The organism is Streptomyces caelestis (genome assembly GCF_001279005.1).
In the GTDB taxonomy this organism is placed as follows: domain Bacteria; phylum Actinomycetota; class Actinomycetes; order Streptomycetales; family Streptomycetaceae; genus Streptomyces; species Streptomyces heliomycini.
The window spans coordinates 1-9055 of sequence record NZ_LGCN01000271.1 but is presented as its reverse complement, the minus strand read 5'-3'; the positions used below and the strand labels follow the sequence as shown (position 1 = coordinate 9055).

General features: G+C 76.7%; 2 protein-coding genes. Both read right to left on the bottom strand.

Annotation, left to right across the window (positions count from 1 at the left end; genetic code table 11):
* A partial coding sequence (locus ADK41_RS37095; RefSeq protein WP_159044009.1) for a type I polyketide synthase occupies positions 1 to 2019 on the bottom strand: 2019 nt, incomplete at its 3' end.
* Between the two features lie 10 nt (positions 2020 to 2029).
* A partial coding sequence (locus ADK41_RS37090) for a type I polyketide synthase (RefSeq protein WP_030837219.1) occupies positions 2030 to 9055 on the bottom strand: 7026 nt, incomplete at its 5' end.

The window sequence follows — 9055 nt, the reverse complement described above, 5'->3', positions numbered from 1 at the left end:
CTGCATCAGCCGGGCACGCGCCGCGACCAGGGTGCAGGCGTCGTCCAGGGACAGCACCCCCGCCACATGCGCGGCCGCGATCTCCCCGACCGAGTGACCAACGACGTAGTCGGGCCGCACACCCCACGACTCCACGAGCCGGAACAGCGCCACCTCGACCGCGAACAACGCGGGCTGGGTGTACCCGGTGGTGTCCAGGAGTCCCGCCTCGGGGGTGCGGCGTCCGGCGAAGACGATGTCGCGCAGCGGACGGTCGAGTTCGCGGTCGAGCCGGTTCAGTACGGCGTCGAGGGCTTCGGCGAACACCGGGAAGCGGGCGTACAGTTCACGGCCCATGCCGGGCCGCTGCGCGCCCTGGCCGGAGAACAGGACGGCCAGTGACCGTTCCGTGGCCCGGCCGCGGGCCACCTCGGCGGGTACGCCGTCGGCGCCGGTGAGCAGCACGGCCCGGTGTTCGAAGACGGAGCGGCCGGTGGCGAGGGAGTATCCGGTGTCGAGGGCGGGGGCGTCGGTGGGTGCGGTGAGCTGCGCGAGCCGGTCCCGCAGGGCGTCCTCGGTCTTGGCGGAGACCGGCCACGGCACGACCGCCGGAGTGAGGGTCGGGGCGGCGGGCTCTTCGGGCTCCGGGGTCGGCTCCGCCTGTTCCAGCAGGACGTGGGCGTTGGTGCCGCTGATGCCGAACGAGGACACGCCGGCCCGGCGGGGGCGGCCGGTCTCCGGCCAGGGGGTGCGCTCGCCCAGGAGCCGGACGGCGCCCGCGTTCCAGTCGACGTGCCGGGACGGCCGGTCGGCGTGCAGGGTGGGCGGCAGGACGCCGTGGCGCAGGGCCATGACCATCTTGATGACGCCGGCGACACCGGCGGCGGCCTGCGCGTGTCCGATGTTCGACTTGATGGAGCCGAGCAGCAGGGGCCGTTCGGGGTCGCGGCCCTGGCCGTAGGTGGCGAGCAGCGCCTGTGCCTCGATGGGGTCGCCGAGGGGGGTGCCGGTGCCGTGGGCCTCGACGGCGTCGATGTCGGCGGTGGTCAGGCCGGCGGACCGCAGGGCGCGCTGGATGACACGCTGCTGGGAGGGGCCGTTGGGGGCGGTGAAGCCGTTGGAGGCGCCGTCCTGGTTGACGGCGGAGCCGCGGATGACGGCGAGCACGGGGTGGCCGTTGCGGCGGGCGTCGGAGAGGCGTTCCAGCAGGAGCATGCCGACGCCCTCGGACCAGCCGGTGCCGTCGGCGTCGTCGGAGAAGGCCTTGCAGCGGCCGTCACCGGCCAGTCCGCCCTGGCGGCTGAACTCCATCAGGGAGCCGGGCGCGGACATGACGTTGACGCCGCCCGCGAGGGCGAGGCCGCACTCCCCGGCGCGCAGGGCGTGGGCGGCGGCGTGCAGGGCGACCAGGGAGGAGGAGCAGGCGGTGTCGACGGTGACGGCCGGGCCCTCCAGACCGAGGGTGTAGGACAGCCGGCCGGAGGTGGCGCTGGCGGCGATGCCGGTGCCGATGTCGCCGGTGGCGTCGGCCAGCGAGCGGACCAGCAGGTAGGCGTAGTCCTGGCCGTTGGTGCCGACGAAGACGCCGGTGGAACTGCCGCGCAGGCTCTGCGGGTCGATGCCGGCGCGCTCCAGGGCCTCCCAGGAGGTCTCCAGGAGCAGGCGTTGCTGCGGGTCCATGGAGACGGCCTCACGGGGCGAGATCCCGAAGAAGGCGGCGTCGAAGTCGGCGACGCCGTCGAGGAAGCCGCCCTGCTGGCTGACGGAGTGGCCGCGCGCGTCGACCCCCGCCTCGCGCAGGGCGTCGAGATCCCAGCCGCGGTCGGTGGGGAACCCGGAGATGGCGTCGGTGCCGGACTCGACGAGCCGCCACAGGTCCTCCGGGGAGGCGATGCCTCCGGGGTAGCGGCAGCTCATCGCGACGACGGCGATGGGTTCCGCGGCGGCGGCCGCGAGTTCCCGGTTCTGCCGCCGCAGCCGCTCGGTCTCCTTGAGCGAGGCCCGGAGAGCTTCGACAACTTTTTCGCTGGGCGTGGTCATGATCGCTCCGTCAGTCCCGCTGTTCGTCGAGGTTGCCGTTGAGTGCCGCCTGCACCAGGTCGTCGACCTCCATGGCGTCGATGGACGCGTCGGACGCGTCCTCGGCGCCGGTGCCCTCCGCACGTGCCCCGGCCGCCGGCGCCTGAGCCCGCCCGGCGAGCTTCAGGAGCGGCTCCAGGACGCCGATCTCGCGCAACCGGTCGAGGGACACCGAGGCGAGGACGGCGCGCAGGGCGTTCTCGTCGGTGGTCCCGCCGCCCGGCGTGTCGCCGGGCAGCAGCTCGCCGAGGATGTGCTCGGCGAGGGCGGCGGGGGTGGGGTGGTCGAAGACGAGGGTGGCGGACAGGGTGAGTCCGGTGGCGGCGCCGAGCTGGTTGCGCAGCTCGACGGCGCCGAGTGAGTCGAAGCCGAGGTCGCGGAAGGCCCGGTCGGGGCCGACCAGGTCGGTCCCGGTGTGGCCGAGGACGTCGGCGGCGCGTTCCCGCACCAGGGTGAGCACGGTCCCCAGGCGCCGGTTGCCGGGCAGCCGGGCCAGCCGGTCGCGCAGGTCGGACACGGCCCGGTCGGCATCGTGCCCGGCGGCGGCCGCGGTGGCCGTGAGGGCGGCGTGGGCGGGCATCTCCGTCAGCAGGGCGCTGGGCCGCACGGTGGTGAAGGCCCGCACGAACCGCTCGGGGTCGACGTCGGCGACGACCGCGACGGGGTCGCTCCCGGTGACGGCCTGGCGCAGCGCCAGGACCGCGAGGTCCGGGTCGAGCGGCCGGATGCCGGTGCGCTGGGCGAGGGCGGCGGCGCGCCCGTCGCCGGCCATGCCGTCGCCGCCCCAGGCGCCGTAGGCGACGGAGGTGGCGGGCAGGCCGTCGGCGCGGCGGCGTTCGGCGAGGGCGTCGAGGACCGCGTTGGCCGCCGCGTAGTTGCCCTGGCCGGGGTTGCCGACCGCGGCGGACGCGGAGGAGAACAGGGCGAAGACGTCCAGGTCGTGGCCGCGGGTCAGCTCGTCCAGGAGGAGCGCGCCGGTGACCTTGGCGTGGAAGACCGTCTCGAACCGCTCGGGGGTGAGGCCGTCGAGGACGCCGTCGTCGAGGACGCCCGCGGTGTGCACGACGCCGGTGAGGGGCGCGTGACGGGGGATGTCCGCGAGGACGGCGGCCAGGGCGTCCCGGTCGGCGGTGTCGCAGGCGATGAGGGTGGCTTCGGCGCCGAGTTCGGCGAGCTCGGCGCGGAGCTTGCCGGCGCCGGGTGCGTCGGGACCGCCGCGGCTGAGGAGCACCAGGTGGCGGGCTCCGGCGCCGGCGAGGCGGCGGGCGACGTGGGCGCCGAGGGCGCCGGTGCCGCCGGTGATCAGGACGGTGCCGGTGGGCTGCCAGTCGCGGGGGGCGCCGGGCCGTACGGCGGCGAGCCGGCGGCCGAAGACCGCGGCCGGCCGGACGGCGAGCTGGTCCTCGCCCCCGGGGTCGGCGAGGACGTCCGCGAGCCGCTCCGCGGACCGTGCGTCGAGGGTCTCGGGCAGGTCGACGGTGCCGCCCCAGCGGTGCGGGTACTCCAGCGCGGCGACCCGGCCCAGGCCGTGCACGGCGGCCTGCAGCGGCGCGGGCACGCTCTCGCCGGGCGAGACGGCGACGGCGCCGCGGGTGAGGCACCACAGCGGTGCGTCGACGCGGGCGTCCCCGAGCGCCTGGAGCAGCGCGGTGGTGAGGGTGGCGCCGCGCGGGGTGCCGGGGGCCTGCGGGTCGTACCCCTCGGCGAGGGCGAGCAGCGACACCACGCCGGTGAACGGGTGGCCGTCCTCCTGGAGTCGACGCAGCCGGACGGCGAGGTCCGCGCGGTCGGCGCGGTCCGCCTCCAGGCGGACGGTCGCGGGGCCGAGGAGGCGCAGCACCTCGGCGGTCCACGGGTCGTCGGCGTGTCCGGCGGGCAGCACGGCCAGCCAGGCGCCGGCCGGGGCGCCGGGGGCGCCGGACCGGTTCAGGGGACGCCAGGCGATGCGCTGGCGCCAGCCGTCCACGGTGGCCTGGTCGCCGCGCCTGCGGCGCCAGTCCCGCAGGGCGGGCAGCACCCGGGACAGGGACTCCCCGTCGACGCCCAGGTCACCGGCGAGGGCGTCGAAGTCCTCGCCCTGGACGGCCGCCCAGAACGCGGCGTCGCCGTCTCCGGGGCCGGTCGCGGTGTCCGCGGCGGCGGGGGCCTCGTCGGGCCAGAACCGGCGGCGCCGGAAGGCGTACGTCGGCAGGTCGACGCGGCGGGCGCCGGTGCCGTCGAGCAGCGCGGCCCAGTCGAGGGGCTGGCCGGCGGCGTGCAGCCGGGCCACCGCGCCGATCAGGGACCGCTCCTCGTCGCGTCCGGTGCGCAGCGCCGGTACGGCGGCCGGGGCCGGGCGGTTGTCGTCGGCGAGGGCGTCGAAGGTGTCCTGCGCCAGGGAGCAGAGCACTCCGTCGGGCCCGAGCTCCAGGTAACGGGTGGCGCCGCGGGCGGCGAGGGTGCGTACGCCGTCGCCGAACCGGACGGCTCCGCGGACGTGCTCGACCCAGTACCCGGGGTCGCACACCCGCTCCGGTGCGGCCGTCTCCCCGGTGAGGTTCGACACCAGGGGCAGCGTGGGCGCGGTGTACGACACGCTCCGGGTGACCCGTTCGAAGTCCTCGAGCATGGCGTCCATGTGCAGGGAGTGAAACGCATGGCTCACCCGCAAACGCCTAGTCTTCCGGCCGAGTGCGGCGAACTCCTCGGCGAGGGCGGTGACCGCGTCCTCGTCTCCGGAGAGCACCACCGCGTCGGGGCCGTTGACGGCGGCCAGCGAGATCCGGTCGCCGAGCCGTGCGGCGACCTCCTCCTCGCTCGCCCGTACGGCGATCATGGCGCCGCCGGCCGGGAGGGCCTGCATCAGCCGGGCGCGGGCGGCGACGACCGTGCAGGCGTCCTCCAGGGTGAACACCCCGGCGACGTGGGCGGCGGCGATCTCGCCGACGGAGTGCCCGGCCAGCAGGTCCGGGCGGACGCCCCAGGACTCGACCAGCCGGTACAGGGCGACACCGAGGGCGAACAGCGCGGGCTGGGTGTAGCCGGTGGTGTCCAGCAGGGCGGCCTCGGGGGTGCCCTCCGGCGCGAACATCACCTCGCGCAGCGGCCGGTCGAGCTCCGGGTCGAGACGGGCCGCGACGGCGTCCAGGGCCTCGGCGAACACCGGGTGACGGTCGTACAGTCCACGGCCGGCGCCGGGCCGCTGGGAGCCCTGGCCGGGGAAGAGGAACGCGGTCCGGCCACCGGGCACGGCCCGGCCGCGCAGGACGTTCGGGACGGCCCGGTCCCCGGCGAGCGCGGTGAGCGCGTCGAGGAGTTCGGACCGGTCGGCGGCGACGAGCACGGCGCGGTGCTCGAACGCCGAGCGGGTGGTGCCGAGGGACAGCGCCAGGTCGGCGACCGGGGCGGTGGAGTGCGCGGCGGCCGGGTCCGCGCCGTCGGTGAGCCGGGCGAGCAGGCGGTCCGCCTGCTCGGCCAGGGCGTCCCGGGTGACGGCGGACAGGGCCACGGGCAGCGGCCTTGCGGCCGCCGGGCCGCCCCCGGCGGGCGGGGCCGGCACGGTGGCCTCGGCCGGGGGCTGTTCCAGGACGACGTGGGCGTTGGTGCCGCTGGCGCCGAAGGAGGAGACGCCCGCGCGGCGCGGACGCCCGGTCTCGGGCCAGGCGGTCTCCTCGGTCAGCAGCCGTACGGCGTCCGGGTCCCAGGCGACGTGTGAGGACGGCGTGCCGACGTGCAGGGTCTTCGGCAGGGTGCCGTGGCGCATCGCCAGGACCATCTTGATGACGCCGGCGACACCGGAGGCCGCCTGGGTGTGGCCGAGGTTGGACTTCAGCGAGCCGAGCAGCAGCGGACGCTGCGGGGCGCGGTCCCGGCCGTAGGTGGCGAGCAGCGCCTGTGCCTCGATCGGGTCGCCGAGCGCGGTGCCGGTGCCGTGCGCCTCGACGGCGTCGACGTCGCGGGCGGTGAGGCCCGCGGCGGCCAGCGCCTTGCGGATGACGCGCTGCTGGGAGGGGCCGTTGGGGGCGGTCAGGCCGTTGGAGGCGCCGTCCTGGTTGACGGCCGAGCCGCGCAGCACGGCGAGGACCCGGTGGCCGTTGCGGCGGGCGTCGGAGAGGCGCTCGACGACGAGCATGCCCACGCCCTCGGCCCACGCGGTGCCGTCGGCGTCGTCGGAGAAGGCCTTGCAGCGGCCGTCCGGGGACAGTGCGCCCATCTCGCCGAACTCGACGAAGCCGACCGGCGTCGACATCACGGTGACACCGCCCGCGAGGGCGAGGGAGCACTCGCCGTTGCGCAGGGCCTGCGCCGCGAGGTGCAGGGCGACCAGCGACGACGAGCAGGCCGTGTCGACGCTGACCGAGGGCCCTTCCAGGCCGAGGGTGTAGGACAGCCGGCCGGAGAGCAGGCTCGCCGACTGGGCGGTCTCGACGTGGCCGACCTGGCCGAGGGCCGGACGGTAGTCACCGCTGCCGCCGCCGACGAACACGCCGGTGTCACCGCCGCGCAGCCCGGCCGGGTCGATGCCGGCCCGCTCCAGGGCCTCCCAGGCGCTCTCCAGCACGATCCGCTGCTGTGGGTCGATGACGAGGGCCTCGCGCGGGGAGATGCCGAAGAAGTCGGGGTCGAAGTCGGCGACGTCGTACAGGAAACCGCCGTGGCGGGTGACGCTGCGGCCCCGTCCGTCCCGGTCCCCGTTCAGGAGCCGGTCCAGGTCCCAGCCGCGGTCGGTCGGGAAGGCGCCGATGGCGTCGGTGCCGGCGACGGCCAGCTCCCACAGGTCCTCGGGCGATCGCACTCCGCCCGGGTAGCGGCAGCTCATGCCGACGATGACGATCGGGTCGTCGGCCGCCCCGGCGTCCGTCCCGGGCGCGGCCGGGGTCTTCGGACCGGTGTCCTCGCCGAGGAGCCCGGTCAGCAGGTGCGCGGCGAGCGCGGTGGGCGTCGGGTAGTCGAAGACCAGGGTGGCGGGCAGGGTGAGCCCGGTCGCGGCGGCCAGCTGGTTGCGCAGGTCGACGGCGGTCAGCGAGTCGAACCCGAGGTCCTTGAAGGCCAGTTCGGCGGGTACGGCGCCGGCGCCCGGGTGGCCGAGCACCGAGGCGACCTCGGTGCGGACCAGGTCCAGCGCGTACGGGAGCCGGTCCCGCTCGTCGAGCTGCCGCAGGCGGGTGCGGAGCGTGTCGGCGGTGCCCGCGTCCGCGCGGTCGCCGCCGCCGGCCGCCTCCAGGGCGCGCCGTGCCTCGGGCAGTTCGGTGAACAGGCGGCCGGGCCGGGTGCGGGTGAAGGCGGGCGCGAAGCGGTCCCACAGCACGTCGGCGACGGTCACCGAGGCCGGTGCCGACGGGTCGGCGGCGGCGTCGCCGACGACCGCGCCGAGCACGGTCAGGGCCCGGTGCGGGTCCATGGCGGGCAGGCCGTTGGCGCGCAGGTGGGCGGCGAGCCCGTCCGGTCCCGCGCCGGCCCAGGCGCCCCAGGAGACGACGACCGCGGTGCCGCCGCCCGCCCGGCGTTCCCGGGTGGCGGCGTCCAGGTAGGCGCCCGCCGCGGCGCCGGCTCCCTGACCGCTGACGCCCCAGACCCCGGAGATGGAGCCGAACACGACGAAGGCGTCCAGGTTCCGGTCCCCGGTGACCGTGTCCAGCGCGTCGAGGTCCCGGCGTACGGCGGCGAGGAGGGCGTCCGCGCCGGGTGCACCGGCGTCGTCGGCGGGAGCGGTGTCGTCGCCGGTGTGGATCACGGCGGTGAGCGGACGGCCGTCGGGCAGGGCGTCCACCGCCGCGGTGAGGGCGGAGGGGTCCGCCGGGTCGTGCACGACCGCCGTGAACTCTGTCTCCAGATCGGCGAGTTCGGCACGCAGCGCGTCGAGCGCGTGGGCATCGGCTTCGCCGCGGACGGCCAGCAGCACGCCGGTGGCGCCGTTCCCGGCCAGCCAGCGGGCGACGTGGCCGGCGAAGCCCTCGGGGCCGCCGGTGACCAGCACGGTGCCGGTGGGCCGCCACGGGGCGTCCGGACGCCGTGCCGTCGCTCGGACCAGTCGCCGGCCGTAGGCGCCGGAGGCGCGCAGCGCGACCTGGTCCTCGGCGTCCGGCCCGGTCGCGCTCAGGACGGCCCGCAGGCGCTCGGCGGTGCGGCCGTCGGCCACGTGGTCGACGTCGACGAGACCGCCCCAGCGGTCGGGCCGCTCCAGGGCGGTGACCCGGCCGAGACCCCAGATCGCTGCCTGCACGGGGTCCGCTCCGGCGTCGGAACGGCCCACGGAGACGGCGCCCCGGGTGACGGCCCACAGGCGTCCGGCGATCCCGGCGCCGTCCAGGGCGTCCAGCAGGGCGTCCGGCCAGGCGGCACCGGAGGGCAGGGCACGGTCGCCGCTGTCCGTCGCGGCGGCGAGCAGGGAGACCGCACCGGTGCACTCGGTGCCGTCGGCGGCCTGCGCCAGCCGTGCGGCGAGAGCGGTGTCGTCCGGAGCGCAGACCACGCGCACCGCGTCCGCGCCGAGGGCGCCGACGACGGCCTCGGCCCACGGGTCGCCGTCGAGCACGGTGGGGATCAGCACGAGCCAGGGACCTTCGGCGGCCGGGGACTTGACGGCGGTGGCCGTCAGCGGGCGCCAGGTCACCCGGTAACGCCAGCCGTCCACCAGCGACCGCTCGTCGAGTCCGCGGCGCCACGAGGAGAGCGCGGGCAGCACGTCCGACAGGACCGTTTCGTCCAGGTCGAGTGTGTCGGACAGCGCCTGGAGGTCCTCCCGCTCCACGGCGGCCCAGAAGGCGGCGTCCACCGGGTCCTGCCCGGCTCCCGCGCCGGGCGCCGCGGCCGGTTCGGGCCAGTAGTGCTCGCGCTGGAAGGCGTAGGTGGGCAGTTCGACACGCTGGGCCCCGGTCCCCTCGAAGCACGGTGTCCAGTCGACGTGGACGCCGGCGACGTGGAGCCGGGCCAGCGCGGTGAGCAGCGCGCCCTCCTCGGCACGGTCCTTGCGCAGCACCGGCACCGACACGACGTCCTGACCGCCGTCCAGCACCCG